This is a genomic window from Sphingopyxis sp. 550A (assembly GCF_053569535.1).
In genome coordinates this window covers 2,249,905-2,276,042 of sequence record NZ_CM131615.1, presented here as the reverse complement: position 1 = coordinate 2,276,042, position 26,138 = coordinate 2,249,905, and the positions used below count along the sequence as shown (strand labels likewise).

At 65.2% G+C, this 26,138-nt stretch carries 26 protein-coding genes, 2 tRNA genes and 1 pseudogene; 11 read left to right on the top strand and 18 right to left on the bottom strand.

Annotated features, from left to right (window positions below; translation table 11 throughout):
* Positions 1 to 61 precede the first annotated feature (61 nt).
* The 4 genes from ACVENA_RS11015 to ACVENA_RS11000 all read right to left on the bottom strand — a co-directional run bounded on the left by ACVENA_RS11015 (position 62) and on the right by ACVENA_RS11000 (position 2,510).
* A complete protein-coding gene (locus ACVENA_RS11015; protein ID WP_449328826.1) occupies positions 62 to 361 on the bottom strand; it encodes a Fis family transcriptional regulator in 300 nt (99 codons plus the stop codon).
* 10 nt (positions 362 to 371) lie between these two features.
* Positions 372 to 704: a type II toxin-antitoxin system RelE/ParE family toxin gene (locus ACVENA_RS11010; RefSeq protein ID WP_449328825.1), complete on the bottom strand. Its 333-nt coding sequence runs from the start codon at positions 702 to 704 to the stop codon at positions 372 to 374.
* Between the two features lie 186 nt (positions 705 to 890).
* Positions 891 to 2,237 (bottom strand): tyrosine-type recombinase/integrase, encoded by a 1,347-nt coding sequence (locus ACVENA_RS11005; RefSeq protein ID WP_449328824.1) that lies wholly within the window; start codon positions 2,235 to 2,237, stop codon positions 891 to 893.
* Between the two features lie 182 nt (positions 2,238 to 2,419).
* Positions 2,420 to 2,510, bottom strand: a tRNA-Ser gene (locus tag ACVENA_RS11000).
* A 125-nt stretch (positions 2,511 to 2,635) separates the two neighbouring features.
* Here ACVENA_RS11000 and ACVENA_RS10995 point away from each other — a divergent pair.
* Positions 2,636 to 3,550, top strand: coding sequence for a peptidylprolyl isomerase (locus ACVENA_RS10995; RefSeq protein WP_449328823.1), 915 nt, complete (start codon positions 2,636 to 2,638; stop codon positions 3,548 to 3,550).
* Positions 3,551 to 3,555: 5 nt separating this feature from the next.
* A complete protein-coding gene (locus ACVENA_RS10990; protein WP_449328822.1) occupies positions 3,556 to 3,870 on the top strand; it encodes a DUF1905 domain-containing protein in 315 nt (104 codons plus the stop codon).
* Here the strand turns inward: ACVENA_RS10990 and ACVENA_RS10985 are convergent.
* Positions 3,860 to 4,024, bottom strand: a complete 165-nt coding sequence (locus ACVENA_RS10985; protein ID WP_257551004.1) for a hypothetical protein — start codon at positions 4,022 to 4,024, stop codon at positions 3,860 to 3,862. The genes ACVENA_RS10990 and ACVENA_RS10985 overlap by 11 nt on opposite strands.
* An 81-nt stretch (positions 4,025 to 4,105) precedes the next feature.
* On the opposite strand from ACVENA_RS10985, the gene ACVENA_RS10980 reads away from it, so the two are divergent.
* Positions 4,106 to 4,180, top strand: a tRNA-Thr gene (locus ACVENA_RS10980).
* Positions 4,181 to 4,235: 55 nt separating this feature from the next.
* Here ACVENA_RS10980 and ACVENA_RS10975 read toward each other — a convergent pair.
* Entirely contained in the window at positions 4,236 to 5,114 is an 879-nt protein-coding gene (locus ACVENA_RS10975) for a LysR substrate-binding domain-containing protein (RefSeq protein WP_449328821.1), read from the bottom strand.
* Between the two features lie 161 nt (positions 5,115 to 5,275).
* On the opposite strand from ACVENA_RS10975, the gene ACVENA_RS10970 reads away from it, so the two are divergent.
* On the top strand, positions 5,276 to 7,612 hold the full coding sequence (locus ACVENA_RS10970) for a CDC48 family AAA ATPase (protein ID WP_449328820.1): 2,337 nt from the start codon (positions 5,276 to 5,278) through the stop codon (positions 7,610 to 7,612).
* On the top strand, positions 7,609 to 7,755 hold the full coding sequence (locus tag ACVENA_RS10965; RefSeq protein ID WP_257550997.1) for a hypothetical protein: 147 nt from the start codon (positions 7,609 to 7,611) through the stop codon (positions 7,753 to 7,755). Before ACVENA_RS10970 ends, ACVENA_RS10965 begins: the two co-directional genes overlap by 4 nt.
* Before the next feature lie 25 nt (positions 7,756 to 7,780).
* Here ACVENA_RS10965 and ACVENA_RS10960 read toward each other — a convergent pair whose 3' ends face one another.
* Entirely contained in the window at positions 7,781 to 9,055 is a 1,275-nt protein-coding gene (locus ACVENA_RS10960; RefSeq protein WP_329627639.1) for an MFS transporter, read from the bottom strand.
* A 178-nt stretch (positions 9,056 to 9,233) separates the two neighbouring features.
* On the opposite strand from ACVENA_RS10960, the gene ACVENA_RS10955 reads away from it, so the two are divergent.
* Positions 9,234 to 9,869, top strand: coding sequence for a class I SAM-dependent methyltransferase (locus ACVENA_RS10955; protein ID WP_257550995.1), 636 nt, complete (start codon positions 9,234 to 9,236; stop codon positions 9,867 to 9,869).
* Here ACVENA_RS10955 and ACVENA_RS10950 read toward each other — a convergent pair.
* Complete coding sequence (locus ACVENA_RS10950) at positions 9,866 to 11,062, bottom strand: phospholipase D-like domain-containing protein (protein ID WP_449328819.1); 1,197 nt, start codon at positions 11,060 to 11,062, stop codon at positions 9,866 to 9,868. The genes ACVENA_RS10955 and ACVENA_RS10950 overlap by 4 nt on opposite strands.
* 132 nt (positions 11,063 to 11,194) lie before the next feature.
* On the opposite strand from ACVENA_RS10950, the gene rpoZ reads away from it, so the two are divergent.
* Positions 11,195 to 11,539, top strand: coding sequence for a DNA-directed RNA polymerase subunit omega (rpoZ, locus tag ACVENA_RS10945; RefSeq protein ID WP_257550991.1), 345 nt, complete (start codon positions 11,195 to 11,197; stop codon positions 11,537 to 11,539).
* A gap of 56 nt (positions 11,540 to 11,595) precedes the next feature.
* Here the strand turns inward: rpoZ and ACVENA_RS10940 are convergent, their stop codons facing one another.
* From ACVENA_RS10940 to ACVENA_RS10915, 6 genes are all read right to left on the bottom strand, one after another.
* Positions 11,596 to 12,201 (bottom strand): DUF3800 domain-containing protein, encoded by a 606-nt coding sequence (locus ACVENA_RS10940; protein WP_449328818.1) that lies wholly within the window; start codon positions 12,199 to 12,201, stop codon positions 11,596 to 11,598.
* 32 nt (positions 12,202 to 12,233) lie between these two features.
* Positions 12,234 to 12,626, bottom strand: a complete 393-nt coding sequence (locus tag ACVENA_RS10935; RefSeq protein WP_449328817.1) for a hypothetical protein — start codon at positions 12,624 to 12,626, stop codon at positions 12,234 to 12,236.
* Positions 12,627 to 12,666: 40 nt separating this feature from the next.
* Positions 12,667 to 14,610, bottom strand: a complete 1,944-nt coding sequence (gene ftsH, locus ACVENA_RS10930) for an ATP-dependent zinc metalloprotease FtsH (protein ID WP_257550985.1) — start codon at positions 14,608 to 14,610, stop codon at positions 12,667 to 12,669.
* A gap of 98 nt (positions 14,611 to 14,708) precedes the next feature.
* On the bottom strand, positions 14,709 to 15,710 hold the full coding sequence (gene tilS, locus ACVENA_RS10925; protein WP_257550983.1) for a tRNA lysidine(34) synthetase TilS: 1,002 nt from the start codon (positions 15,708 to 15,710) through the stop codon (positions 14,709 to 14,711).
* Positions 15,664 to 16,599 carry a tetratricopeptide repeat protein gene (locus ACVENA_RS10920; RefSeq protein ID WP_449328816.1) on the bottom strand — a complete coding sequence of 312 codons (936 nt, stop codon included), beginning with the start codon at positions 16,597 to 16,599 and terminating at the stop codon, positions 15,664 to 15,666. Before ACVENA_RS10920 ends, tilS begins: the two co-directional genes overlap by 47 nt.
* Positions 16,600 to 16,716: 117 nt before the next feature.
* Positions 16,717 to 17,577: a helix-turn-helix domain-containing protein gene (locus ACVENA_RS10915; protein ID WP_257550979.1), complete on the bottom strand. Its 861-nt coding sequence runs from the start codon at positions 17,575 to 17,577 to the stop codon at positions 16,717 to 16,719.
* A 329-nt stretch (positions 17,578 to 17,906) separates the two neighbouring features.
* Here ACVENA_RS10915 and ACVENA_RS10910 point away from each other — a divergent pair, with 329 nt between their 5' ends.
* A complete protein-coding gene (locus tag ACVENA_RS10910) occupies positions 17,907 to 18,458 on the top strand; it encodes a hypothetical protein (protein ID WP_449328815.1) in 552 nt (183 codons plus the stop codon).
* A 146-nt stretch (positions 18,459 to 18,604) separates the two neighbouring features.
* Here the strand turns inward: ACVENA_RS10910 and ACVENA_RS10905 are convergent, their stop codons facing one another.
* From ACVENA_RS10905 to ACVENA_RS10890, 4 genes are all read right to left on the bottom strand, one after another.
* Positions 18,605 to 19,543 carry an IS110 family transposase gene (locus ACVENA_RS10905; protein WP_449328814.1) on the bottom strand — a complete coding sequence of 313 codons (939 nt, stop codon included), beginning with the start codon at positions 19,541 to 19,543 and terminating at the stop codon, positions 18,605 to 18,607.
* A 359-nt stretch (positions 19,544 to 19,902) separates the two neighbouring features.
* Positions 19,903 to 21,204, bottom strand: a complete 1,302-nt coding sequence (gene hslU / locus ACVENA_RS10900; RefSeq protein ID WP_449328813.1) for an ATP-dependent protease ATPase subunit HslU — start codon at positions 21,202 to 21,204, stop codon at positions 19,903 to 19,905.
* A gap of 2 nt (positions 21,205 to 21,206) precedes the next feature.
* Positions 21,207 to 21,773 (bottom strand): ATP-dependent protease subunit HslV, encoded by a 567-nt coding sequence (gene hslV / locus ACVENA_RS10895; protein ID WP_449328812.1) that lies wholly within the window; start codon positions 21,771 to 21,773, stop codon positions 21,207 to 21,209.
* 222 nt (positions 21,774 to 21,995) lie between these two features.
* Positions 21,996 to 22,364, bottom strand: a complete 369-nt coding sequence (locus tag ACVENA_RS10890; protein WP_449328928.1) for a transposase — start codon at positions 22,362 to 22,364, stop codon at positions 21,996 to 21,998.
* A gap of 344 nt (positions 22,365 to 22,708) precedes the next feature.
* Between ACVENA_RS10890 and ACVENA_RS10885 the strand changes: the two are divergent.
* The 3 genes and pseudogenes from ACVENA_RS10885 to trbB all read left to right on the top strand — a co-directional run bounded on the left by ACVENA_RS10885 (position 22,709) and on the right by trbB (position 26,137).
* Positions 22,709 to 24,713 (top strand): annotated as a pseudogene (locus ACVENA_RS10885) (conjugal transfer protein TraG).
* A 3-nt stretch (positions 24,714 to 24,716) separates the two neighbouring features.
* A complete protein-coding gene (locus ACVENA_RS10880) occupies positions 24,717 to 25,121 on the top strand; it encodes a ribbon-helix-helix protein, CopG family (RefSeq protein WP_449328811.1) in 405 nt (134 codons plus the stop codon).
* Positions 25,118 to 26,137, top strand: a complete 1,020-nt coding sequence (gene trbB / locus ACVENA_RS10875) for a P-type conjugative transfer ATPase TrbB (protein ID WP_449328810.1) — start codon at positions 25,118 to 25,120, stop codon at positions 26,135 to 26,137. Before ACVENA_RS10880 ends, trbB begins: the two co-directional genes overlap by 4 nt.
* Position 26,138: the final 1 nt, after the last annotated feature.

Sequence of the window (26,138 nt, the reverse complement as noted above, 5' to 3'; positions counted from 1 at the left end):
GCGAACAGAAATCCGACAATGAGCCGGCTGTATGGGATGCGCGGCAGGAGAGGGCGGAGGGTTAAACCAGCTCCACCTTCAGCCTGCGGCCGACGCTCCGCGCGGCGCGCGCGAGCGTATCGAGCGTCACATTATGCTCGTCCGGATCGAGCACCCGATCAAGCTGCTTGCGGCTCGTGTGCATCTTCTCCGCCATGGCGGCCTTCGTCAGGCTCTGCTCCAGCATGGCCTCACGAAGAGCGTAAGCGATCACGCGCTTGATCGCCGTGGTGGAGACTTCATCGCGAATGCCTTCCTCGTCGAGCCAGGCGTCGAGCGAAGTCAGTTCGCGGGGATCGCGTCGATCCCGTTTGACCTCCATATTGAGCCTCCTATCTATATTCTCCCTTCCTGGCTTCTCCGAGATCGATGTCTTTCTGGGGTGTTTTCTGTGTCTTCTTGATAAACGCATGCACGACGATGATCGTCTGCGTCGCCTTGTGGAAGAACCAGAGGAGCCGAAGCTCCCGCCTGGAAGGCAGCGTGCTGCGCAGCTCCCAGAGTTTTCCAACCTGACGGCAAAGCGGCATTCCTATGGGATAGCCGAGTTGCAGCGTTTTCAGATCTTCTCCCACCACCTTCTTGTCATCTGCGGAAAGGCCACGAAGGACATCGAGGACGACCTCGTTTCCTGCAGCCGTCTTATGAAATAGCACCTCGTACATGTATCAGCTCCCGTTTTCCGAGATATTCCATGACTTTTCTCCATTTTGACTTGCTAGGACCGGGCAAATCGCCCGTGTTCGGCATGTGTCATATATGATACATTTTGTCAAGGGCTGTCTGGGCGAGCGTCGGCAAGCCAGGGACGCCACGGCCTCGTAAAACCATGGCATCCCGGAATGTTCGGCTCAGGCTGCTCGCCGTCGCGGAGAGAATCGGAAATCCGTTTCGACAGGGGGCAAGGTCTTGCGCCGCGAATGGCCGCCGATCGCCTTGACGGGCCGATCGATCAGCAGGGCGGGTGCGGGCAATCCTTCGCTGAGCATGTCGGCCCAGATGGTCGCGAGTTCGCGGCGGCGCGGCATATAGGCGGCGCGGTTATAGGCGCCTTCGCTGTTGCTCATCTGCTTGGGGATATGCGCGAGCATGAGATCGATGATGGCGCGGTCGGTGTCCTTGCCGTGCCGCTCGGCCCACTCGTTCATGATCGTCGAGAAGGCGGCCCGGAACCCGTGCGGGACATGATGTCCGTGATAGCCGGCGCGGTTGAGCAGATAGCCGATGGCATTTTCGCTCATCGGACGGTGCGGGTGCCGGTTGCTCGGGAAGACCAGATCGCCTTCGCCGGTGAGCGGCCAGATCGCGCGGAGCACGGCAACCGCTTGCGGGGGAAGCGGGACGAGATGGTCGCCGCCGATCTCGTCCTTCCGGTCGAGATCGCCTTTCATGCGCGCCGAGGGAATACGCCAGAGCGGGAGCTTGCCGTCGAGATCCTCGAATTCGGCCCAATGCGCGCCGCGAAGCTCGCTTGGGCGCACCGCGGTCAGCGCGAGGAGACGGAGACCGAGCCGCGTGATCGGGCGGGCATAATCTTCCTCGGCGGCAATGATCATCTTCTTCAGCGGTTCGAGCTCGACGATGGCCGGCTGGCGTCCCTTGCGCAAGGGTTTCAGGACCGCGCCGAGCTTCTCGGCGGGATCGCGCTCGACGATGCCCTGGGCGATGCCGAACACGAATACCGCGGAGATACGCTGGCGAATGCGTTTCGCGGTCTCGATCGAGCCGCGCGCCTCGATCTCGCGCAAGACCCCGAGGAGGAGGGGCGGGGAGAGATCGGCGATGGGAAGGTCGCCGATGGTCGGGAACACATCGCGTTCGAGGCTGCGGATGACGTCGGCGGCGTGAACGACGGCCCATTGCGACTTGGCGTTGGCATGCCAATCGCGGGCGACGCGCTCGAACGTCTGGCGCGATGCCTCGAGGATCGCTTCGATCTTGAGGCGCTTGACGATGGCAGGGTCGCGCTTTTCGTTCAGGATGGCAGCTGCTTCGTCGCGCTTGCCGCGCGCATCGGCAAGCGAGACCAGCGGCCAGGCCCCGAAGGCCATGCTCTTCTGCTTGCCGTCATAGAGGTAATTCCAGCGCCATAATTTGCCGCCGCTGGGGGTTACGAGGAGCAGCAAACTGCCGCCATCCGACATCTTATAGGGTTTTGAACGCGGTTTTGCTGCTTTGACCTTGATATCGCTCAGCATTTCTCTTCTCCGAAGATACCATGTTTTTGGACCGCCGATACCATGGATCAGTACCCGGATTGGTACTGGATGGCTCCGAACGGCTCTGAACCGCTACGGAAAATCAGGCGAGCTAAGCATCGGAATTCAGAGAGAAAAAGTCGATATAACCGGACTTTTACGGACCCCTGCGGACAGGTGTCTGGCGGAGCGGGAGGGATTCGAACCCTCGATACGGTTTTGCCGTATACTCACTTTCCAGGCGAGCGCCTTCGACCACTCGGCCACCGCTCCGCTGCACCCGGTCGTTTCGTGCGGAGCACGAAGCGTGAATCGGATGCTCCAATTCGCTCTGGAAGGGGCGCCCTAATCGCTTGCCGGGTCTTTCGCAAGTCGGATGGGCGTGGCAGACAGGCGCGATGCGACATCTGCTTCTGGCCGCCGCCCTGCTCGCTCTTCCAGTTCATGCCGGAGAGCCTGCCCTGATCCCGTCGCCCGGCGAGATTGCCGCCGCGGCGCCCGCGAGCGACTGGATCGCGATCGCGCCGTCCGACCTGCTCGTCATGGACCTCGCGCCCGATGCGAAGGGCCACCCGCGCCGCGTCGTCATCCAGTTGATGCCGCCGCCCTTCAGCCAGGGCTGGATCGGCAATATCCGCAAGCTCGCCGCCGCGCATTGGTGGGACGGCACCGCCGTCACCCGCGTGCAGGACAATTATGTCGCGCAATGGGGCGATCCGACCGAGAAGAAGCCGCTGCCGAAGGGGTTGGTGACGGTGCCGGAGAGTGAGTATGTCCAGCGCGTGCCTGCCGCCGAAGAGGAACAACTCGGCCGGCTTGAACTGGTCGATTCCTATGCCGAGGCGGCCGATATCAGGGATGGTTGGCCGCTTGCCCAGAGCGGTGATTATTGGTGGCCGGTCCATTGCTACGGCGCGGTCGGCGTCGGCCGCAACATGTCGCCCGATACGGGCTCGGGCGCCGAACTCTATGCCGTGATCGGCCACGCGCCGCGCCATCTCGACCGCAATATCGCGGTCGTCGGCCGCGTGATCAGCGGGATCGAGCATCTGTCGAGCCTGCCGCGCGGCACGGGCGACCTCGGTGTCTATGAGCGCGCGGAGGAGCAGGTGCCGATCGTTTCGATCCGGCTCGCGACCGATCTGCCTACGGCCGAGCAGCCGAAATTCGAATATCTGTCGACCGACAGTGCGAGCTTTGCGCGCTACGCCGACGCGCGGAAGAACCGTCGCGATCCCTTTTTCATCACGCCCGCGGGTGGCGCCGACATCTGCAATATCGCGGTGCCGATCCGGCCTGTCGCCGCGAAATAGGCGCGGTGGAGGATTTTACCGTCACGACACCGCTCTGGCGCTGGCAGTCGGCGACCGCGCCGGCGGCGTGGTTCTTCCTGACCATCGCGGGCGAGGCCGCCGACGGGATTCGTCTCGCCGCGATCGGCGGCCAGTGGCTCGATGGCTGCAAGGGATTCGGCTCGGCCCGTGTGCGCGCGACGATCGGCGACACGCGCTGGAACACCTCGGTCTTTCCGCACCGCGAAAGCGGCGGCTGGCTGCTTCCGGTCAAGGCCGCGGTCCGCAAGGCCGAAAACCTTGCCGAGGGCGACGCGGTGACGGTGACCGTCAGTCTTTAGGCGGGTTTTCCGCCTTCGCCTCGCGCGCCTGCGTCTTGCGCTTGCGCAGGTTGGCGCGCAGCGCCTCGGCCAGGCGGCGCTCGCGTTCGAGGTCGGCGGGGGAGGGCGGTTTGCTCACAAGGGGGGCGATGCGGCGAAATCGGCGCAGCGTCAAGCCTCGCACCTTGACAGCGGCAAGGCGCCCCGCCATAGGCCGCGCCTGCCCAGCGAGCATCTGTTCGCGGGCGTCCCGGATGCTGCTGTAGCTCAGTGGTAGAGCGCACCCTTGGTAAGGGTGAGGTCGAGAGTTCAATCCTCTCCAGCAGCACCATTTTCCGGATTATTCGGCCAATGGCTCGGCCCAACCCGGCAAGACGGGGCCGGCCCTAGATGCGCGCCGACAGCAGCCAGTCGTGGAACAGCTTGACCGACGGCTGGCGCAGCGCGCGCGGGCGGCAGACGAACCAATAGCTGTAGGGACTGTCGACGTCGAAATCGAACAGGCGAACGAGCCGCGGGTCCTGTGCATCGTCAAAATGATGGCCGTGCATGAAGGCGACCCCGATACCCTGTGCCGCCGCTTCGAGCATCAACGGACCCGAATCGAAAAAATCGATCCCCGCCGGTTCGAGATAGGGCATACCGACCGCCTTCCGCCACTCCGCGAAGGTCTCGGGCATTTCGCGGTGGAGCAGGACGGTCAGGCGCTGCAACTGTTCGGGGACGGTGATCGCGCGGCCGTCGTCGGTCAGCGTCTTGGCCGCGATGGGGAAAACCTTGTCCTGGTCCAGCCGTGCCGCGTAAAGCGCCGGATCGATCGACCGTGCGAGCGCGATCGCGGCGTCGATCCCTTCGCCGAGCCGCGCCTCGGCGTGCGACAGCGTGTCGAGATCGATATGTAGTTCGGGGTGCAGGCGGCGCAATTCGGGAAGGCGCGGAAAGAGCCGCTGCTGCGCAAAGAGCGGCAGGACATTGAGGTGCAGGCGCAGCGATGCGTCGGGACTGCCGACACGGCCGAGCACTCCGCGCAGATCGTCGATGATCGGCGATAATTGTTCCTGCAGCTCGCGTCCCGTCTCGGTCAGGCTGAGGCCGTGGTGGTGACGGTTGAAGAGCGGCCGGCCGACCGCGTGCTCGAGCGTCTGGATGCGCCGCGACAGCGCCGGCATCGACAGGCCAAGCTCGCTCGCGGCCGCCTTCACCGTGCCGTGGCGCGCGACCTCGAGAAAGGCTTCCATGCTGCTGAGGGGGGGAAGGCGTTGCATGATCGTCTCGGCGGCGGTGATGGCATGGCGCTTACTGACATGCCAGAAAATTTGTGCGGTGCGGCGTAATTGGCGTCTGCTCGTTCCGAGCGAACGGGGGTCGAAAATCGGGAACGACCATCCTATCTTCCGCATATTGACCTCTTTGCGGGAGAAAGAATTTGGCCGACGCCGCGGTAAAAGAGAAAAGCGTCAAACTGCAAGTCGCCAATGCGCGCGCCGAGGAAAGCGGGGGCGGCATTGCCCGTATCCCGCGATCGGCGATGGCTCAGCTTGGCGTGACCGAAGGCGACGTCATCCAGATCAGCGGCAAGCGCGAGACCGCTTCGCGCGTCGTCGCACCCTATGCCGAGGACGAGGGGCTGGAGGTCATCCGCCTCGACGGCCTGCAGCGCGCCAACGCGGGGGCCGGGGCCGGGGACATGGTGCAGTTGAGCCGCGCCGAAACGCGCCCCGCGACGCGCGTCGTCTTTGCGCCCGCGCAGGAAAATCTGCGGCTTCAGGGTTCGGCGAATGCCTTGAAGCGCAGCTTCTTCGGCCGCCCGCTCGTCGCGGGCGACACCGTTGCGACCGCTGGGCAGCAGCGGCTGCCGTCGGGCGACATGCCGCCACAATTGCGCCAGATGCTCAACGCACCGGCCTATGCGCTCGCCGAAGTGCGCCTGCTCGTCGTCTCCGCGAGCCCCAAGGGGATCGTGACGATCGACGAGAATACCGAAGTCGAACTGCTTCCCGAATATCAGGAGCCGCAGGATACGCGGCGCACCGACGTCACCTACGACGATCTCGGCGGGCTTGGCGATACGATCGACCAGCTTCGCGAGATGGTCGAGCTGCCGCTCCGCTATCCCGAACTGTTCCGCCGGTTGGGCGTCGATCCGCCGCGCGGCGTGCTGCTCCACGGCCCGCCGGGAACGGGCAAGACGCGTCTCGCACGCGCGGTCGCAAACGAGAGCGAGGCGCAATTCTTCCTGATCAACGGACCCGAGATCATGGGCAGCGCCTATGGCGAATCCGAAAAGCGGCTGCGCGATGTGTTCGAGGCCGCGACGAAGGCCGCGCCGTCGATCCTGTTCATCGACGAGATCGATTCGATCGCGCCGAAGCGCGGGCAGGTGACGGGCGAGGCGGAGAAGCGCATCGTCGCGCAGCTCCTGACCCTGATGGACGGGCTGGAACCGCGGACGAACCTGGTGGTCATCGCGGCAACCAACCGTCCCGATGCGATCGACGAGGCGCTGCGCCGTCCGGGCCGGTTCGACCGCGAGATCGTGATCGGCGTTCCCGACGAGAGCGGGCGGCGCGAGATATTGGGCATCCACACGCGCGGTATGCCGCTTGGTGAGGATGTCGATCTGGCCGAACTCGCGCGCACGACTTTCGGTTTCGTCGGCGCCGATATGGCGGCGCTGACGCGCGAGGCGGCAATCGAGGCCGTGCGGCGGATCATGCCGAAGCTCAACCTCGAGGACGGGACGATCCCGCCCGAAGTGCTGGAGGAATTACGCGTCACGCGCGATGACTTCAACAATGCGCTAAAGCGGGTGCAGCCTTCGGCGATGCGCGAGGTGATGGTGCAGGCGCCGAAGACGCGGTGGAGCGATATCGGCGGCCTCGATGCCGCGCGCGACAAATTGATCGAAGGGATCGAACTGCCGCTGAAAAATCCCGAAGCGTTCCGCCGTCTCGGCATTCGCCCGGCGAAAGGCTTCCTGCTCTATGGCCCGCCCGGAACCGGAAAGACGCTGCTGGCAAAGGCGGCGGCGCGCGAATCCGACGCGAACTTCATCTCGATCAAATCGTCGGACCTGCTGTCCAAATGGTATGGCGAGAGCGAGCAGCAGATCGCGCGGCTGTTCGCGCGAGCCCGGGCGGTCGCGCCGACGATCGTCTTCATCGACGAGCTCGACAGCCTCGTCCCCGCGCGCGGCAGCGGAACGTCGGGCGAGCCGCAGGTGACCGAGCGCGTCGTCAACACGATCCTCGCCGAAATGGACGGGATCGAGGAGATGCAGTCGGTTGTGGTTATCGGCGCCACCAACCGCCCGAACCTGATCGATCCGGCGCTGCTGCGTCCGGGGCGGCTCGACGAACTCATCTATGTGTCGGTGCCGAATGCCGAGGGGCGGAAGCGCATTCTCGAGATTCACACCGGCAGGATGCCGCTTGCGGAGGATGTGTCGCTCGACACGTTGGCCGAGCGCAGCGAGCGCTTCACGGGCGCCGATCTGGAAGATCTCGTCCGGCGCGCGGGTCTTGCGGCGCTCAAGCGGTCGCTGAGCAGCGATGTCGTCACCATGGCGGATTTCGAGGCGGCGCTGAAGGATACGCGGGCGTCGGTGACCGAAGCCATGGAAAGGGATTATGAAAAGATCCAGGGCGAGATCAAGCAGGCGGCGATGAGCGTCGATCCGATCGGTTTCTTCGCGCCGGGGATGCTCAAGCCGATGCGCGAGCGGAAGCATCCCGACGATCCGCCCGAAGAGACGAAGGATTGAACCTGCTCGTCCCGGCGAAGGCCGGGATGGCGCGGGAGCTTGATGACTTTGGTTTCCTCGCTCGTCATTGCGAGCGAAGCGAAGCAATCCAGGGCGGTTTACGCACGCTCTGGATTGCCGCGTCGCTTCGCTCCTCGCAATGACGAGTGAAGGCAATGCGATCTTGCTCTAAATATGTATGTCCGGAACAGTCTGGTCCTGCCGTAGCGCGGACCAGCCCCACACCACCAGCCAGGCGCAGAAGGCGGCCATCAGGCCATAGGCGGCCATCGCGTGCCAGTTGTAGAGCAACACGCCGATCGCGGGCGAGATGATATAGGCGGACCCATTGATCGATGCGGTCATGCCCGCGACGCTGCCTTGATCACGGCGCGGGACCGATAGCGACGCACCCGCGGTGAAACCGGGACGAAAGAGACCGAAGCCGAGCGACGCGAACGCAAAGCCGATGACGATGGCGTGCATATCCTGCGCCAGCCCCGTCATGATGATGCCCGTCCCGCCAAAGGCGGCGCCATAGAGCACGGTCGTGCGCGGCGTCATCTTGAGCAGCGGGATCAGCCCCCATTGTGCGAGCAGCGTCGCGAAGGCGCCGCCCATCAGCACGATGCCGGTGATCGCGGCACCTTCGTCGGGTTTCAGCCGCAGGTGCAGCCGGTCGAGGATCAGAAAGCCGATGACGCCGAGCATCATTGCTTGCGCCTGGCCACCGAAAAAGCCCGCGTAGAGCCAGGGACGAACGCGCTCGTCGCGCCAGCCGAGCGACTCCTGCGTCGCAGGATCGCGGTCATTCTCGTCCTCGGCGGTCGGCTCGGCAGGGCCGGCGGAAAGCGGATAGGGGGCGATCGCGCCGCGGGCGGCAAAGCGCGGCGTGTCGTTCGGAAGCCGCCAGCGCAGCATCACCAGCACGATCATGCCGATGACCGCGAAGACGAGAAGCGGGCCGGCGAGGCCGAAGATCGGCAGGATGAAGAAGGGGGCGACGGCGGGGCCGATGACGGTGCCGAGGCCGAAGGACGAGGAGACGAGCGACAGGGCTTGTGTGCGCTCCTCTGCGTCGGTGCGCGCCGCGACATAGGCCTGCACCGCCGGCGGCGATGCCGACCCGAAGCCGCCGTAGAGGCTGCGGAACAGCGCGAAGAGGATGAAGGTCGTGCTGGCCGCGAGCCAGCCCGACAGGCCCGCCCACAGCGCGAGGCCGCATAGCGCCATCGACAGGAAAAAGCCGATGATCCCGCGCGCCATCAGCACCTTGCGGCCGCGCTTGTCGGACTGACGCGCCCAATAGGGCGCGGTCAGCACCCAGAGCAGCGCTGACCAGCTGAACGCCAGGCTGACCCAGACGTCCGGAATGCGAAGTTTGGCGCCGATCGCGGGCAGGATCGACTGCATCGCGGTGTTGCCGGCGGCGGCAACGAGCATGACCGCGAACAGCACCGCCATGCGGTCGGCAGGAATCGATTTGGCCGTCACCTCGTCCCCTTTCGGTCGCCCTGCGCCGCGGTCAGCGTCTTCCTACACGCGAAAGGGGGGCTGTCCAGTGTCAAGACCGACTCTTTCCTTGCGCTGGCGGGCCGATTTTGCCACGCACTTATTCAGCCGCAACAATGCGAAAGCCGTCATGACCAATCCTCGGGCGCAGGCCCAATCGACCGTCTCGCCGATCCGCCGGGTCCGCGAGAAGCTGAAGCGCTTTTTCGGACCGTGGGGGATGTTCGTGAAGGGCTTTATCAAGCATCCGGTCATGGTCGGGTCGATCGTCCCGTCCTCGCCGACGCTGATCCGCCACATGCTGCGCCCGGTCGACTGGAAGAATACGAAATTGTTCGTCGAATATGGCCCCGGCGTCGGCACCTTCTGCCGCCCGGTGCTCGAACGCATGGCGGGCGATGCGACGCTGATCGCGATCGATACCAACCCCGATTTCATCGAATATCTGCGGGGGGACATCCGCGACAGCCGCTTCATCGCGGTCCACGGCTCGGCCGCCGATGTCGAGGAGATCGTCCGCGCGCATGGCTTCGAGCAGGCCGATTATGTGCTGTCGGGCCTGCCCTTCTCGACGCTGCCGGCGGGGGTCGGCCCCGCGATCGCCGCGGCGACCCACCGCGTGCTGCGTCCGGGCGGCGCCTTCCTCGTCTATCAGTTTCGCGCCCGCGCCCGCGATTTCCTCGCGGCCCATTTCCGGCGCATCGACAATGCGTTCGAATGGGTGAACGTCCCGCCCTGCTTCCTATTCTGGGGCTGGAAGGACTAAATCTCGCTCTCGGGATCGATTTCCCCCAGCCCGAAATTCAGCCGCCGCGTCACCGTATAATCGGCGACGCCGACGACGAACCAGGCGAGCGTCCAGCGCAGCCGCGTCAGCCAGCTCGCCCGTGCCTTGTGGCTCGCGGCCGTGACGATCTCGCAATCGCCTTTCAGCCCGTCCAGAAAGTCGCGCATCTGCTGCGCGAAGCCCGCATCCTCGATGCGCAGCATCCCCTCGACGTTCAGGAACAGGCTGCGCATGTCGAAATTGGCCGTGCCGACGTGGACGATGTCGTCGATCACGATCAGCTTCATGTGCAGCCGGCACGGCTGATACTCCCATATCGCCGCTTTCTGGCGGAGCAGATAGCCGTAGAGCAGCCGCGATGCGCCGATCGTGGCGGGGTTGTCCGACTTCGCCGCCATCACGAAGCGCGCTTTCCCCGCCCGCGCGACCCGGCCGAGCCGCCGGAGCATCCCCTGACCGGGCGAGAAATAGGCCATCGCCATGTCGAGCCGCCGTGCCCCGACCAGATCGCCGCGCACCATTCGCGCCCAGGGCGACAGGCGCTGGGTCGGACCGCCGACCAGCCAGGACAGCGGCTTGCCATCGACCGGCCATTCGCGGATCAGCCGGCGCAGCACCAGCAGCTTGCCGTCGTCGTGGACGGTATAATCGTGCAGCGCCTCGAACCAAGCGGTCATGTCCGCGACGACGGGGCCGCGGATGACGATGCCGAGGTCGAACCAGCAATGCGTCCGCCGGTCGCTGAGATAGGGATTCGCGATGTTGAAACCGCCGGTCACGCCGGCTTCGCCGTCGATCAGCAGCAATTTCTGGTGGTTGCGGACGAGATAGCTCGACCGCCAGCGTCGTGAGAAGAAGATGACGCTGCCCCCCGCGGCGCGGAGCGGCGCGAAGAGGCTGTCGGATATGTCGCCCGACCCGAAGCTGTCGATCACCGCGCGCACACGCACGCCGCGCCGCGCCGCCGCGGTCATCGCGCCGAGAATTTGCTGCCCGGCATCATCGTCCTCGAAAATATACATGATCAGGTCGACGCTGCGGATCGCGCCACCGATCAGCGCGAGCAGCCGTTCGAGCCTCCGTTGGCCGTCGAAGATGACCTCCAGCCGATGGCCCGCCACGTCTGCCTTCAACGTATCAAGGGGGCCGGCGGCGGCATCGGGCTCGGTCATGTCTTGCTCATAGGCTTGGGGGCGTGGAGCCCGCAAGGGCAGGGGTTTTATTGACATCGGCGGCGCCCGCTGCTAGCGCGCAGCGCTTGCCGCCATGCCTCTGGCTGGCCTCTCCGCTTCTAAGGAAACACAATGGCCCGCGTTACCGTCGAAGATTGCGTCGACAAGGTTCCCAACCGCTTTGATCTGGTGCTGCTTTCCGCGCATCGCGCCCGCGAAATCTCGGGCGGTTCCGAATTGACGGTCGATCGCGACCGCGACAAGAATCCCGTCGTCGCGCTGCGCGAAATCGCCGAGCAGACGGTGCGTCCCACCGACCTCGGCGATGCGCTCGTCGGTTCGCTCCAGAAGGTGGTCGTCGACGATGACGATACGCCCGACGAAATCAGCTCGATCGCGCGTTCGGCCGAAGCGCTTCGCCTGACCGCCGCCGCGCCGCCGCGCAGCCCGGCCGGTGGCGGCGGCGACTTCGAATAAGCGCCGACGACAGTCGATAACCAAGGGGGCCGCGGGAAACCGCGGCCCTTCTTGATTCAGAGGAGCTTCGTGAGTTCTGCGATGCGGATCGCGCGCGAGGCGAGCATGGGTTCGAGGATGACGCCGATGCGGTGCGCGCGCGGCGAGCCGATCTCGACGTTGAACAGGCTGTTCGCGATCACGTCGGCGATCTGCACGCCGTCCGAGCGCCGGCTGTCGGCGAGCGACGCCTGGCCCCAGCCGGCGAGCCCGGCCTGGATCGTTTCGCGCACACCGGCCAGGATCACCGGGTCGTAGCGACCATCGTCGATCACGACGTCGGTGCAGACGCCGCCGGTTTCGGGAAGCCAGTTGCTCACCGCGAGATCGAGCAGCGCGGTATAGAGCGCAAGATCGGTCGCGAGCCGGCCATCGGCGGGCGGCGCAAGATTGTCGCGCTTCGCCACCGCGACCCACGCCCGTCCGCCCGCGCGATCGAAGAGTTCGAGCAGATAGGCGCGCTCGGTCAGGCTGATCCGGCTGCCCTTGAGCTCGCCGCGCAGCCCGGTAACGGCGCGGAAGCGGGCATGGATCGCCGCGGCCGCATCGGGGGAGAGCATCACGGCCGCGAAGGTCATCGCGCCCGTATTGAGTCCGCCCGATTCATCGCAATAGATCGTCATGCCGCACCCTTCTTCGCCTCATGCGCGCCGCATCAGGCGGGGCAGGGATAGCGTTTCCGCATCAGTCCGTCGAACGCCGAGTAGATGGAAATCGATTTGCGCGACTGCGGCGGATAGCTGCGCAGATGGGCCAGCCATTGTTCGGGGGTGAGCGTGCCGCTTTCGGGCGGGCAACTCGTGGTCCGGCGCCCGGCCTTGCGTTCGGCGTCGATCCGCGCCTTGTAGCGCTTGCCCGCGGCGATCACTTCGCCTTTCAGATAATGCGCCTCGGGCGTTGCGATCGCCAGCGGCCCCAGCCGTTCGATCGAACCGGCGCGCGCGAGAAAGGTCGCGACGCTCATATCGCCGGGCGCCATGCCGCACAGCAAAGCGCCTGCGCCGAGTGCGGCAAAAGCCGATCCGATCCGCATTTCCCCGTTGATCATGCGGACCGGAATCGTGCCAAATCAATGAACAAGGTCTGAATCAGACGCCCTGCGGGTTGGCGTCGCCGAACGGGCGCGGCTTGCGCTTGATCTGCGGCAGGCCGCCGGCATGGCCCTGAACCGGGTTGCCGTTCTTGCCCTGATCATTGTCGCGGCCGATGTCTTCGCCCTTGATCGCGCGCTTCGACTCCTCGCCCGACAGCGTCTCATATTCGAGCAGCGCACCGGCAAGCAGATGAAGCTCGTCGAGATTGTCGGTCAGCACCTTACGCGCGACATTCTCGCCTTCCTCGACGAGGCGGCGGACTTCGGCATCGATCAGCTTGGCCGTCTCCTCGGACATGTTCTGCGCGCGCGAGACACTGTGGCCGAGGAAGACCTCGTCCTGATTGTCGCGATAGCGCAGCCAGCCGAGTTTTTCGGACATGCCATATTCCATCACCATCGCGCGCGCCATGTCGGTCGCCTGCTGGATGTCGTTCGAGGCGCCGGTGTTGAGCTCGTCCTTGCCGTAGATGAGCTGCTCGGCGATGCGGCCGCCGAAGCAGAGCGCGAGCCGCGCCTTCATCTGCTTCATATTCTGCGAATAGCGGTCGCGCTCGGGCAGGTTCCACGTCACGCCCAGCGCGCGGCCGCGCGGGATGATGGTGACCTTGTGCAGCGGGTCGTTGCCCTCGACATGCAGCGAAACGAGCGCGTGGCCGGCCTCATGATAGGCGGTCGCCTTCTTCTCGTCCTCGGTCATCACCATCGAGCGGCGTTCGGCGCCCATCATCACCTTGTCCTTGGCCTCCTCGAACTCGTTCGAGGCGATCAGGCGCTTGCCCTTGCGCGCCGCGAGCAGCGCCGCTTCGTTCGCGAGGTTGGCGAGATCGGCACCCGAGAAGCCGGGCGTGCCGCGCGCGATCCGGCGGAGGTCGACGTCGGGCGCGAGCGGCTTCTTGCGCGTGTGGACTTCCAGAATCTTCTGGCGGCCCTCGATGTCGGGACGCGGCACGACGACCTGACGGTCGAAGCGGCCCGGACGTAGCAGCGCGGGGTCGAGCACGTCGGGGCGGTTCGTCGCCGCGACGATGATGATGCCCTCGTTCGCCTCGAAGCCGTCCATTTCGACGAGCAACTGGTTGAGCGTCTGCTCGCGTTCGTCGTTGCCGTTGCCGAGCCCGGCGCCGCGATGGCGGCCGACCGCGTCGATTTCGTCGATGAACACGATGCACGGCGCGTTGCGCTTCGCCTGCTCGAACATGTCGCGGACGCGCGACGCGCCGACACCGACGAACATCTCGACGAAGTCCGAACCCGAAATGGTGAAGAAGGGCACGCCCGCCTCACCCGCAATCGCGCGGGCAAGCAAGGTCTTGCCGGTGCCGGGCGAGCCGACGAGCAGCGCGCCCTTCGGAATCTGGCCGCCAAGCTTCGAAAATTTGGTCGGGTCTTTCAGGAACTCGACGATTTCTTCCAGCTCCTCGCGGGCTTCGTCGATCCCCGCGACATCGTCGAAGGTCACGCGGCCCTGCTTTTCGGTCAGCATCTTGGCGCGCGACTTGCCGAAGCCCATCGCGCCCGAGCCGTTGTTCTTCTGCACCTGGCGGAAGACGAAGAAGGCGATGCCGAGGATCAGCAGGAAGGGCAGCGACTGGATGAGCAGATAGACCCAGATATTGCCCGTTTCGGTCGGCTTTCCGTCATATTTGACATTATTGTCGTTGAGCATCTTCAGCAGCTCGGGGTCGCGCACGATATTGGCGGTGAAGCGGTCGCCGTTGGTCAGCTCGCCGGTGACGCGATCTTCGGACAGCACGACCTGCTTGACCGCGCCTTCCTGCACCTTTTGCCGGAATTCGGAATAGGCGAGCGTGTTGCCGGTCGGCTGCGCCGCGCCCCCGAAGATCGAGGCGACAAGGAGCATGGCAAGCAGGATGCCGCTCCAGATCATCACGCTCTTCATCCAGGGGTTGCCCTGCGGTTCCTTATCGTCCTGCATCGGAATCTTTCCCAAATTCGCGCCAAAATTCGCGCACGCGGCGCTTCTCTCCCGATAATGTAGGATAATCGGGTTAAATGACAATGAGCCAATTCGCCCTAGGCGCGCGCTTTCCGTCGCGGCGCGGCGGAAATGCGCCAGATCGTGCCGGCGAGGCCGGGAACCGCATCGATCAGCAGCGCGCCGACCATCGCGCGCCGGCCCGCCTTCATCGCGGCAATGACGCCGTCGAGCGAGGCGCCGCGCAGCGCCAGCCCCGGATCGTTGGCGCGCAGCCGCTGGGTGACGACGCGGCGGAAGATCTCGGGCGGATAGCCTTCGTCGCGGATCACCGCGATATCGGACGCATCGGGCCAGGAGGCGATCAGCCGCTCGACCGCCCAGTCGATCGCTTCGTCGGCCTCGGCCAGCCAGCGCGCCGAGCGCGCCGCCGCCTCGACATCGAGCGTCGTCTGCGCGCGCAGCGCGTGGCGCAGCCGCGCGCGGTCGAAGCGGTCGTCGGCGTTCGACGGATCGTCGACGAAGGGGATGTCGTTGTCGAACGCGATCCGCATCAGATCGTCGCGCCGCCAGTGCAGCAGCGGCCGCAGCACCGATCCGTTGCGTGCGCGGATCGCGGCCAGGCCGCCGACCCCGCTCGCGCGGTTGAGCCGCATGACGATCGTCTCGAGCTGGTCGTCGGCATGATGCGCGGTCAGGATATGCGCGATGCCATGATCCTGCCGCCACCCGTCGAGCAGGCGATAGCGCTCGGCGCGCGCCGCCGCCTGCGTCGATCCCCGGATCGGCGCCGGCGGAAGTAGCGTGTCGTGCGGAATATGCTCGCGCGCGCAGAAGCCCGCGACCATGCGCGCTTCCTCGTCCGAGCCCTTGCGCAGACCGTGATCGACCGTCGCCGCGCGGACCTGACCGGGCAGCAGCGTCGCCATCAGCCACAGCAGCGCCATGCTGTCGGGACCGCCCGAGACCGCGACGCCATAATGCAGCCGCTGCCAGTCCGCGCCCGCTAGCGCGGCGAGGTCGCGCCCGAGCCGTTCGACGGCCTCGCTGCTGTCAGCAGCCTGCTTTTGCTTTTGCGGCGGCTGCATCGGTGCGGACATCCTGCGGCGCCTTGTCGCCGTACACATCGTCGAGCTCGCGGAACGCCTTGCAGGCGTCGGCCTTGCGGCCGAGCTTTTCGAGCGCGACGCCCATATACATCAGGCTGTGCGGGGCGCGGGGACCGCTCGGCCGATCCTTGTAATTATTATAGAAAGCGACCGCGGCGAGGCTGGGCTTGCCCTCGTCGAGATAGGCGCGGCCGAGCAGATTCTGCGCGAAGCTCGCCTGATTGCTCTTCGGCCATTTGGTCACGACGGTCTTGAGCTGGGTTTCCGCCTCGGGATAGAGTTTCGCGTCCCAGAGGCGGAAGCCATAATTATAGGCATCCTGCTGTTCGTTGCCGGTCGAAGGGATTTCGACCTTCTTGACCAGGGCGAGGCGCGCGGCGTCGGGGGACGCTGCCTTGGCCGGCGTTACGGCGGGCCTCTTTGCGGGCGCTGCCGCCGTCGTGGCGGCGGGCGTCGGCTTCACCGTCGGCACTACCGGGAGGCTGGCAGGGGTCGCCTCGGGCGCCGCTTCGGCGGGGAAGCGCCTGTCCATCTCGGCCTTGTAGGCGGTGAACTGCTTTTCGAGCTCGCGGAGCTGATAGGCGTTCTGCTCGGTCTGGCCGGTCAGCGTCTGGAGCTGCGATTCGAGAGCATCGACCCGTGCGGTCAGGTCCGCGACCGGGGTCGCGGCCTTGGCGCGCTCGCCCGGCGTATTGTCGGGCGCGATCTCGCCTTCGAAGAAAGTTGGAGCGCCGCCGGGAAAAACCTGGCGCTGGACCGCGCGCATTTCCTTTTCGAGCCGGTCGACGCGCTTGGTGACGGTCTGGTCCTGCGCCTGAGCAGGCGCGGCCGCCGCGATCGCGACCGCCGCCACGCCCATGAGAGTGACATGCTTCATCATTTGCCGATAGGCCCCCACAGATTAACCAATTTTATCCCGGCCTTCATAACGCCCGAAACGGCGGACGCGCAAACCTATTTCGGCGCGCCGCGGCTTCGCTTCATCGGGATGACGGCCTCAACGCGTGGTTTTCGGCGCGGGCGTCGATGCCGGGGTAGCCGCTCCGGTGCCGCCGCCGGCGCGTGCGACGAGGTCGGCGGGTTTCAGCGAGATGCCTTTAATCAGCGTGTCGGCGGGGCCGATCGGGCCGACGTCGCGGCCGCCCACGGTGACCTTCAGCGCCTGCGGGATGCTGGTGCGAAGCGTGAATTGTTCGATATAGGCCGCGGGCACCTCATAGGTTTCGCCGGGGTCGAGCGTCCGCCAATTCTCGGTCTTGCCCTTGGCGTCGTCGAAGCCGATCCACACTTCGGAGAGGCCGGTCAGCACGACCGGCGCATTCGCGGCGACGGAGGCGCCGGCCTTCGCCGGGGCGGTTGCGGGCGCGGCCTGGGTGGCGGGGGCCTCCGAATCTTCGGCGGCCTGGTTCTGCGCCGCGATCAGCGCCTCGTCGGGTTCGACCGACAGGAAACGCCAGACGCCATAGGCCGACACCAGCAGCAGCGCGACGATGACGAGCGTCCAGGTCAGCCGCGCGGTCGGCAGGCGCGCCGGGTCGGTCGGCTCATAGGCTTCGTAGACCGGCCGCGCGCCATATTGATCCTCTTCGAGCTCGCGGCGGATCGAGGCCGCGATCTCGGCCTCGGGCAGGTCGACTGCGCGGGCATAGGCGCGCGCGAAGCCGGTGACGTAGGTCCGGCCCGGCAGTTCGGAGAAATCGGATTTTTCAATGGCGTCGAGGTGCCTTTGGGTGATCCGCGTGCGCGTCGCCACGTCGGCGAGCGACAGGCCGGCGGCCTCGCGCGCCAACCGCAGCTTGTCGCCGGTGCGCGTGATCGCCAACTCGCCCTGCTCGGGGGCGGTTTCCTCGTCTGCCATCGCTGTCTCCTTGCCGGTCGTTGCAACCCGGTTCGACCGTGCGGGCCGTTCATCGCATTGACGGCGCGCGAAAGTCAAATGGAGTCCGGCAAACGAACGGCTGAAAATAAGCGGTTACGGGTTTCGGCCGAAGGCAGATGCCGAAGGACCGGTCCATAGGACTGATCGATCGATAATCTTGCTACGGGACGGCAGCGATTTTTCTCCTGTTCGTCCGGGCGGCCTTTCGTCGGCTCGCCGTATCCGCAGCACGGCCGGGCAGCTAAGTATTTGGTGTGACCGCGTGCGATGCGTCACGGACGGGCCATTACCGTTCGACAGGAGCCTTCATGTTCAAACCCTCCGCTGCGCTCATCGCGCTGTGTCTTGCCGGCCTTGCGCCACTTGCGGCTTCCCCTGCGTGCGCGCAGGGCGCGGCGGCGGCCGCTTCGTTGACGCCCGGCACGAAGGTCTATGACCAGAATGGCGAAGAGGTCGGGCAGATCGTCAAGGTGGCGGGCGACAAGGTCGCGGTGGCGATCGACGGCAACGGTCTGGTCGTGCCGAAAGATGCGTTCGTGAAGTCAGCGAAGGGGCCGGCCCTCAAGGCGCCCAAGGCGAAGATCCTCGCGGTGCTGAAGGAGGCCGAGGCCGATGCAGCGGCGGTCGATGGCGCCTTGAAACCGGGGGCGGCGGTGCGCAGCGCCGACGGTGCGGCGGTGCTGGGCAAGATCAAGGAAATCGTGGCGCAGGGCGCAGTGCTGACCACCAGCGAAGGCAATATCACGATGCCGCGCGCCGCTTTTTTCCTGTCGGATAAGGGGCTGGCCGTGAAAGTGAACGAAAAACAGTTCATCGAAGGCGTCCGCGCGGCGCGGGCGCAGAAGAAGAAAGGCGGTTAGCGGGCCCGTCATTCATGGCCGCCTGATGGGGATTGTCGGGAGACGGCCTCAAGCGGACCTATCTCACATCGTCATCCCGGACCTGATCCGGGATCCATTCTCTCGGCGCCGGATGAATGGATCCCGGATCAAGCAACCGTGGATAATTAAGCGAAGGCGGGGTCTGATCGTGCGATGGCGTTAAGGATGGTGATGAGTTTTCGGATGGTAGCGACCATGGCGAGCTTGAAGGGTTTTCCGTTGCTGCGCAGCCGGGCGTAGAAGGGTTGCAGGAGGGGGTCCCTGGCCTTGATGGCGCTGAGGGTGCCCATATAGGCGATGTCGCGTAGATGCTTGCGCCCACCGGCGCATCGGCCTGGCCGGTTGGAGTTGCCGGACTGGCGGGCATGGGGGGCGACACCGAGGAGAGCGGCGGCGACCTTGGTCGATACCCGGCCCAGTTCGGGCAGATCGGCCAGGAGGGTGGTGGCGAAGATGGGTCCGACGCCCGTCACCTGACACAGGCGCGCGTGCTGTCGGCGCAGGTGCGGCGTGGCGGCGAGCAGGTCCCGCACCGCTTTGTCGAGCGCCTTGACGTCTTGGACGATTGCGCGCCGCCGTGCTTCGATCATGCTGCGAACAACGGGTTCGTCGATCGTGTCGAGCTGGCTGGCAAGCCCACTCTTCTCGGCGACCAGGCGGCGGCGATGCGCGGCCAGTGCGCTCAGCCTGACCCGCGCGGGGTCCGGAGCGTAGGGCTTGAGCCGGTGGTGGGTGGCAGCCAGATACTGCGCAATCATCACCGCATCGATGGCGTCGGTCTTGGCCGCCTGACCCAGGGCCCGGGCAAAACCGCGGACGCGGGCGGGGGGCAGGATGTAGACCGGGAGGCCCGCGGCATGCAGGCTGTCGGCCAGCTTGCGCTCGTAGCCGCCCGATGCTTCCAGACCGACTGCGGTCGGCGACAGCTCCGCCACCTGGCGGGTGAGCATCGCGATATCCTTGGCCGAACTGCCTGCGTTCAGGCGCCTGCCGCAAGGGTGAGCATAGCCGTCGAACCGCAGCTTCGATACGTCTATGCCAACAACGATACAGTCCTCTATCATGGCCTCGCTCCCTGGCTTGTGGTGCGGGCTCGCGCCCGATCAACCGTTCGGGGTCTAAGGGAGCGGACAGGGCCTTGCTTGACCTCGGCTGTGCCAGCCAGTCCGATACCACGGCCTCCTGCCCGCATCGGCCGGGATGCGCATCCCGGCCGATGCAATCAGTAAACCACATCTACTCCACACAAGTCCGGGATGACGAGAGTTTATAGTCGGCAGGTGAGCGACAGTCTTCATCCCTTACCTTTGTCATTCCCGCGAAAGCGGGAACCCAGAGCGTGCGTCGGCTGACTCCACACTGGGTTCCCGCTTTCGCGGGAATGACGAAGATTTGGGAACCACTATAAGCCAGACCTCACACCCTACAGCACATATTTGCTGAGGTCGGTGTCGCCCACGACATCGGCGAGCTGCTTGTCGACATAGGCAGCGTCGATGGCGAGCGTCGTGTCGGGGACGTCCTCGGCGGTGAAGCTGATCTCCTCGACCAGCCGCTCCATGATCGTCTGGAGACGGCGCGCGCCGATATTCTCGACCTTCTCGTTCACGTCCGCCGCCAGCTTTGCGACGCGCGCGATCGCGTCGGGCGTGAAGGTCAGCGTCACGCCCTCGGTGCCGAGCAGCGCGGCATATTGTTCGGGAAGCCCGGCCTTGGTTTCGCTCAGGATACGGACGAAATCCTCCTCGGTCAGCGCGCCGAGTTCGACGCGGATCGGCAGGCGGCCCTGCAATTCGGGGAGCAGGTCGCTCGGCTTGGCGACGTGGAAGGCGCCCGACGCGATGAAGAGGATATGGTCGGTCTTCATCGGACCATATTTGGTCGCGACCGTCGTGCCCTCGATCAGCGGCAGCAGGTCGCGCTGCACGCCCTCGCGGCTCACCGAGCCGCCGCGCACGTCGCTGACCGCGATCTTGTCGATCTCGTCGAGGAAGACGATCCCGTTCGCCTCGGCATCGGCGAGCGCGACGCGCGCGACATCATCCTGGTCGAGGCGCTTGTCCTGTTCTTCCTCGATCAGCCGCGTCGCGGCCTCGATCACCTTCAGCTTGCGGCGCTTCCTGGGCAATCCGCCCATGGCTTTGCCGAGCATGTCCGACAGGTTGATCATGCTCATCTGCCCCGGCTGGCCGGGCAGATCGAACGGCATGTTCGGCGCGTCGGCAACCTCGATCTCGACCTCGCTGTCGTCGAGATGGCCTTCGCGGATGCGCTGGCGGAAACTCTGGCGCGTCGCCTCGCTCGCGCCCTTGCCGGTGAGCGCGTCGAGCAGTCGCTCCATCGCGGCTTCCTCGGCGGCGGCGCGCACGGCGCCGCGGCGGCGGTCCTTTTCGAGGCGCACCGCTTCCTCGACAAGGTCGCGCGCGATCTGTTCGACATCGCGGCCGACATAGCCGACCTCGGTGAATTTGGTCGCCTCGACCTTGATGAAAGGCGCGTCGGCCAGCTTGGCAAGGCGGCGCGAAATCTCGGTCTTGCCGCAGCCCGTCGGGCCGATCATCAGGATATTCTTGGGGCTTACCTCGTCGCGCAGATCGGGCGAAAGCTGCTGGCGACGCCAGCGGTTGCGCAGCGCGACGGCGACCGCGCGCTTCGCGGCGTTCTGGCCGATGATGTGCGTGTCGAGGGCAGCGACGATCGCCTTCGGAGTCAGGTCCTTGTTCATGCTTATGTCCGGATTTCGATGGTTTCGGAGGTGAACTGGTCGTTGGTGTAGACGCAGATGTCGGCGGCCACCTCCATCGCCTTGCGCGCCAGCACCTCGGGGTCCTTCTCATAATCGGCAAGGGCGCGCGCCGCCGAGAGCGCGAAATTGCCGCCCGAGCCGATCGCCGCGATCCCGCCTTTGGGTTCGAGCACGTCGCCGTTGCCGGTGATGACCAGCGTCACCTCCTTGTCGGCGACGATCATCATCGCTTCCAGGTTGCGGAGATATTTGTCGGTGCGCCAGTCCTTGGCGAGTTCGACCGCGGCGCGGAGCAATTGTCCGTTGTGGCGTTCGAGCTTGGCTTCGAGCCGCTCGAACAGGGTGAAGGCGTCGGCGGTGGCGCCCGCGAAACCGCCAATGACGCTGCCGTCGTGGAGGCGGCGCACCTTCTTCGCATTGGGCTTCATCACCGTCTGGCCCATCGACACCTGACCGTCGCCGATGACGACGACCTTGTCTGCACTGCGGGCGGAAAGAATGGTGGTTCCGTGCCAGGGCGCGGCACTTTGCGCATGGGGATTGGTCATGGGCGGGGATATGGGAGATGGCTTCCCGCGCCGCAAGGGATGTCGGGGAAAGGTGTCGCGCAAAAAAGTGGGACAATTGCTCATTGTCGTGGAGGGGATAATCGTGTGCAATTAATTGCATTTTTTGACTCTCCCATCCTGCAACTATTTCTGGATATGAAGATTCCTCCTTGAGGCGATTTCGGGATATGGAATTGGAAGGCGGTTATCTAGCAACTGTGTTTAAGCGGCTTGATATGGCCGCCACGGCGAAGCCGTTTTGAGGACGGCATTGGCGATTGTGACGAGCCTGCGTGCGATTGCGATGATGACAAGTTTGTGGGATTTCCCGCGCTCTTTGAGTTGCTTGACTACTGGTTTCAGCATCTGATTGTGACACGTAGCGGCGAGCGCGGCCTGGAACAGCACATGACGCAGCGCTCGCCGTCCTCCAACGATTGTTCTCCTGCCGCGCATTGCACCACTGTCATGCGGCACCGGAGCAAGGTCGGTCATGGACGCGGCTTCGCCTGCCGTCATCCTCCCGAGTTCAGGCATTTCAGCGATCAGCATCGCGGCCGAGGCGGGACCGATTCCCGGAATGGAGCGCAGAAGTTGCGCCTTCGTCGCGAGACTCTCATCGAGCGCGATAGGCCGACTTGACGCAGCGATGGAGGGCCACGTTTTCGAGGCGATGTGACTATTGGTTTTCCTGTGATCGGTCTCACGGCGAAACGGGGCGGGATCGTCTGAAATACTCGGCCGATTGGGGGCAAGCTATCAGCCAAGCGAGATCGATGTGATCAGCATTTCGGCTGAGATTGGGCTCTAATTCGGAAGAAACTCCCAACGCTGGCGCAATGTGGCGGGTTATGGCGTAAACGTGATTCCGCACAGCCATCGATTTGCGCGATCTTCTTCGAATTGGGACGCCCCCGTCCCTCCGGAGCAAAATCGTGACCCCGACCAAGCTGCTCATCGGCCAAATCCTTGTCGTGTTCGCCATCGTCATCGCGGGGGTTTGGGCCGCGACGCAATGGTGTGCCGCCCAGCTAGGCTATCAGTCGCAGCTAGGTCCGGCCTGGTTCACCCTGTTCGACACGCCGATCTATCGCCCATGGGCGATATTCCCTTGGTGGTATCATTACGAGGCCTATGCGCCGGAGGTTTTCGACAAGGCGGGGATGATCGCGGGGGCGAGCGGTTTTCTCGGCTGCGCGTCTGCCATCGCCGGCTCGCTCTGGCGTGCCCGCCAGTCGCGCCATGTCACAACCTACGGGTCGGCCCGATGGGCGACGTCGCGCGAGATCGGCAAGGCGGGTCTTTTCCAAGACGCGGGCGTATTTCTCGGTCGGCTGCGCTGGCGCTATTTACGCCATGACGGCCCGGAGCATGTCATGGCGTTCGCGCCGACGCGTTCGGGCAAGGGCGTCGGCCTCGTCATCCCGACGCTGCTAAGCTGGACCGGTTCCGCGGTCATCCACGACATCAAGGGGGAGAACTGGCAACTAACCGCAGGCTGGCGCGCACGCTTTTCGCACGTTCTGCTGTTCAACCCGACCGACCCGCGGTCGGCCAAATATAACCCGCTGCTGGAGGTCAGGAAGGGCGCGAACGAGGTTCGCGACGTTCAGAACATCGCGGATATTCTTGTCGATCCCGAAGGCGTGCTGGAACGGCGCAACCATTGGGAGAAGACCAGCCACAGCCTGCTGGTCGGCGCGATCCTCCACATCCTCTACGCCGAGGAAGAAAAGACGCTCGCCCGCGTCGCGACCTTCCTGTCCGATCCGCAGCGCCCGTTCACGACGACGCTGCGCCGGATGATGACCACCAATCATCTCGGCACGAAGGATGCGCCGCAAGTCCATGCCGTCGTTGCATCGGCTGCGCGCGAGGTGCTGAACAAATCGGAGAACGAGCGTTCAGGCGTCCTCTCGACCGCCATGTCGTTTCTTGGCCTCTATCGCGACCCGACCGTCGCGGAGGTTACGTCGCGTTGCGACTGGCGTATCGCTGATCTGGTCGAAGCCGATCATCCCGTCTCGCTCTATCTGGTCATTCCGCCGTCCGACATTAGCCGCACCAAGCCGCTTGTGCGCCTGATGCTCAATCAGATCGGCCGCCGTCTCACGGAGAAGCTCGATGCCGCGCAAGCATGAGCTTCTGATGATGCTCGACGAGTTCGTGGCGTTGGGGCGGCTCGACTTCTTCGAGACGAGCCTTGCCTTCATGGCCGGCTACGGGATCAGGGTCTATCTGATCGCGCAGAGTCTCAATCAGGTCGATAAAGCCTACGGCGAGCATAATTCGATCCTCGATAACTGCCACGTCCGCGTCGTTTTCTCCACGAATGACGAGCGCACGGCAAAGCGGGTTTCCGATGCTCTCGGCGTGGCGACCGAGCAGCGAGCGATGCGGAACTATGCCGGCCATCGGCTCGCGCCTTGGCTCGCGCATGTCATGGTCAGCCGGCAGGAGACGGCGCGCCCGCTGCTGACGCAGGGCGAGGTGATGCAGCTTCCGCCCGCCGAAGAGCTGGTGCTGGTGTCGGGCATGGCGCCGATCCGGGCGAAGAAGCTGCAATATTACAAGGATGCCAATTTCCGCGCACGGCTCGTGCCGCCGCCCGTGCTTGCGATGGGCGACTATCCCGACCGCCCGAAGAGCCGTCCCGACGACTGGACCGGGCTGGTCAGCGCACCCGATGGCCGGCTCGGCAAGGCCGACGAGGACGGCGGCACGGACGAGGACGGCGGCTTGCAGCAGCAGCGACACCCGTCGATCGACGAGACGCCGCCGCATACCGAACCCGCGACGCAGCTCGAATTGCCCGATCTTGAGCGCGACGATCCCGATACCGCGGCCGACAAGCGCGTCATGGACCGTGTTCGTGCGTCGCTGGTCCGCGGCCACGCGATCAATCAATCGCAATCCCAAGACCTGTTGCCGGGGCTGTAGGCGATGAAGGTCCGGCAAAATCTCTATATCGATAGCGACTTGAGCGACGCGCTCGACGCGCTGGTCCTCCGGCGCGGCGGCAACAAGTCGCGCATCGTCAACGAGGCGCTGCGCGACTGGCTCGCTCGCCGCGCGACCAAGGAGGTCGACGACCTCCTCAAAGTCCGGCTCGACCGCATATCGCGCGAAATTGCCGCGGGCCGCCGCGACATGGAGGTGGTGCTTGAGGCGTTGGCGCTGTTCGTGCGCTACCAGCTCACCGTCACCGCGCCGCTCCCCGAAGCGGACGCCGCCGCGCTTGCGACCGGCAATCAGCGTTTCGAGCGATTCATCGCCCAGCTTGGCCGTCAGATCGCGGGCGGCAAGCGGACACTCGACTCCCAGAACATCACCGAGGCACTGCCATGACCGACGCGCTTTCCGACGCCAATAAGTCCTCTGGGCGCCGCCGCGCGATGCTGCGCACCGCTATGGGGCCGGGGATCGCGGCGGCGCTGTCCGATCCCGCCGTCATCGAGATCATGGTGAACCCCGATGGGGTGTTGCGGCTCGATCGGCTCGGCGAGGGCCGGATCGACACCGGCACCCGCTACGACCCGGCGCAGATCGAACGCATCATTCGCCTGGTCGCGAGTCACGCGCGCACCGAAGCCCATGCGGCCGCCCCGATCATATCGGCCGAACTGCCCCCGCACGGCGAAGGCGCGGGCGAAAGGTTCGAGGGCGTCTTGCCGCCGGTCAGCCTCGCGCCCTGTTTTTCGATCCGAAAGCCAGCCGCGCGTATCTATACGCTGCTCGACTATGTGAACGACGGCATCATGTCGGCCGACACCGCGCGGCTGCTGTCGATGGCCGTCGTCGAGCGTCGGAATATCCTTGTCGTGGGCGGCACGTCATCGGGCAAGACGACGCTCGCCAACGCGCTGCTTGCCGAAATGGCCGGCCTCGACGAACGCGTCATCATCATCGAGGACACGCGCGAGCTGCAATGCGCCGCGTCCGATGTTGTAGCACTTCGCACCCGCGCGATCGGCCCGAGCGGAACCGGCGCGGTGACGATGGCTGACCTTGTGCGCTCGACCCTGCGCCTTCGGCCCGACCGCATCATTGTGGGCGAGGTTCGCGGGCGCGAGGCGCTGGACATGCTCAAGGCATGGAACACCGGCCACCCTGGCGGCATCGCGACGGTCCATGCGAACAGCGCGGACGCCGCGCTCTATCGGCTCGAACAGCTTGTTCAGGAGAGCGTCGTCACCGTCCCGCGCCGGCTGATTGCCGAGGCCATCGACATGATCGTGTTCATATCCGGGCGTGGCCTCGCGCGCCGCGTCGATAGCATCGCGCGTGTCGCCGGCCTCGACGCACAGGGCGGTTACGCCGTCCACGATCTCACCCCCGATTCCACCGTATTTGAAGGAGAATGAC